Annotated in this window: 3 protein-coding genes; all 3 read left to right on the forward strand. The window is 37.6% G+C overall.

The genetic code is table 11. The annotated features are described in order from the left end of the window. The first annotated feature begins 175 nt into the window (after positions 1-175). Genes truA through H7U02_RS11380 form a run of 3 tightly spaced genes read left to right on the forward strand, consistent with a single transcriptional unit; the run spans position 176 to position 2139 of the window. Positions 176-922, forward strand: a complete 747-nt coding sequence (gene truA / locus H7U02_RS11370; RefSeq protein WP_110981232.1) for a tRNA pseudouridine(38-40) synthase TruA — start codon at positions 176-178, stop codon at positions 920-922. Next, positions 915-1676 (forward strand): bifunctional hydroxymethylpyrimidine kinase/phosphomethylpyrimidine kinase, encoded by a 762-nt coding sequence (locus tag H7U02_RS11375; RefSeq protein ID WP_022496746.1) that lies wholly within the window; start codon positions 915-917, stop codon positions 1674-1676. Before truA ends, H7U02_RS11375 begins: the two co-directional genes overlap by 8 nt. Beyond that, positions 1666-2139, forward strand: coding sequence for an ECF transporter S component (locus H7U02_RS11380; protein WP_022496745.1), 474 nt, complete (start codon positions 1666-1668; stop codon positions 2137-2139). Before H7U02_RS11375 ends, H7U02_RS11380 begins: the two co-directional genes overlap by 11 nt. The last annotated feature ends 122 nt before the right edge of the window (positions 2140-2261 follow it).

The raw sequence follows: 2261 nt of genomic DNA on the forward strand, positions 1-2261 counted from the left end.
TTTCTCTTCTAGACATAAAAATACCTCTTAAGTAGATTTTAGGTATTTACCTTGTCTACTTAAGAGGTATCATATCATGAGAACGGGTGGTTTTGACTTATGTCGAAAAATTGTCTGGGGTCACTTGGCAATCGACCTACTTTTTATCCTTGAAAAAATCTGATATGATAATTTTATGGTTAGATACAAAGCGACAATTTCCTATGATGGTACACTTTTCTCAGGTTTTCAAAGACAACCAATTGCACGTTCGATTCAAGAAGAGCTTGAAAAGACTCTTTTACGGTTAAATAGCGGAACACCTGTCACCGTTCATGGAGCGGGTCGTACAGATGCAGGTGTTCATGCCTATGGACAAGTTATACACTTCGATTTGCCCCAAGAGCGAGATCCAGAGAAGTTACGTTTTGGTTTAGATACGCAATGTCCAGATGATATTGATGTTGTTAGTATTGAACTTGTATCAGAAGAATTTCATGCACGATACAATAAACACAGTAAAACTTATGAGTTCTTAGTAGATGCAGGGCGACCTAAGAACCCTATGATGCGTAATTATGCGACCCACTATCCCTACCCTCTAAGTTTAGCACCTATGCAGGAGGCTGCTAAGGATTTGGTCGGCACACATGATTTTACAGGCTTCACAGCTTCGGGAACTTCTGTAGAAAATAAAGTACGCACAATTACACAAGCTAGTGTATCTATCGATGAGAAAACTGGATTTTATATCTTTACTTTTTCTGGCAATGGTTTTCTCTATAAGCAAGTTAGAAATATGGTCGGTACCTTGTTGAAGATTGGCAATGGTCGCATGCCTGTTTCGCAAGTTAAGACAGTGTTGGAAAGTCGTGATCGTAATCTCGCAGGACCAACAGCAGCAGGAAATGGATTATATTTGAAGGAGATAAGATATGAGTGATGAATTGATTTTAGCGATTTCAGGGAATGATATTTTTAGTGGTGGCGGACTTCATGCAGATTTAGCGACGTTTACCACTAATAAACAGCATGGATTTGTGGCTCTTACCTGTTTGACAGCTATGACTGAGAATGGTTTTGAGGTCATTCCGGTTGATACTAATGTTTTTAAACAACAACTTGACTCACTAAAAGATGTCCCATTCTCAGCAATTAAAATTGGTTTGTTGCCTAACGTTGAGATCGCAGAATTAACGTTGGATTTTGTTAAAAAACATTCTGATATTCCAATTGTCTTGGATCCTGTTTTAGTATGTAAGGAGACTCATGACGTTGAAGTTTCTCAACTACGTGATGAATTGGTTAAATTTTTCCCTTATATCACGGTTATCACTCCGAACTTACCTGAAGTCGAACTGCTTATAGATAGAAAGGTTAAGACTCTTGATGATATGAAGCATGCGGCTAGCTATCTCAATGAATTAGGTGCTAAGACTGTCGTTGTTAAAGGTGGAAACCGCTTGGATGGTAATAAAGCGATAGATGTCTTTTATGATGGAACAGATTACAAATTGTTTGAAGAAGCTGTGCTAGACAAAAACAATACAGGTGCAGGATGTACATTTGCTTCAAGTATAGCTAGTGAATTAGTTAAAGGATGTTCAGAAACTGAAGCTGTAGCAAATGCTAAAGCCTTTGTTTATGAATCAATTAAACAGTCAAATGAATTTGGAGTAGTTCAATATGCAAAATAAGAAAACAAAAGAGCTAACATTATTAGCTATCTTAACGGCTTTATCAGTGACCTTTGGATTCGTAGCTAAAATTCCGACTCCAACAGGGCTTTTAACTTTGGTAGATGCAGGAATCTACTTCACAGCCTTCTATCTTGGCAAGAAAGAAGGGGCAATTGTGGGAGGACTATCTGCATTTTTGATAGATTTGCTATCATCTGCTCCGCAATGGATGTTTATCAGTTTGTTAATCCATGGTGCACAAGGTTATTTTGCTGGATTTAAGGGTAACTATCGTATCCTAGGTCTTCTGATTGCTACAATTGTGATGGTGGGTGGCTATGCACTTGCTTCAGTATTTATGTATGGAACAGGAGCTTCAATCGCAGAAGTGATTCCTAATTTCTGCCAAAACGCTCTCGGCCTAGTCGTTGGATGGGTATTGTATCAAGGATTCAAAAAGGTTCAATCTAAAAAAGATTAATAGCTTTACTAAACCCTATTGACAATAACTAAATTGAGTGTTAAGATATAAAAGTTGTCTTAACAGACTTGCCACAAACTTGAAAAGGTTCCAAAACTTTAAAAAAGTTATTGACAAGATAA

The organism is Streptococcus sp. 3.1, from assembly GCF_016648915.1.
In the GTDB taxonomy this organism is placed as follows: Bacteria; Bacillota; Bacilli; order Lactobacillales; family Streptococcaceae; genus Streptococcus; species Streptococcus salivarius_E.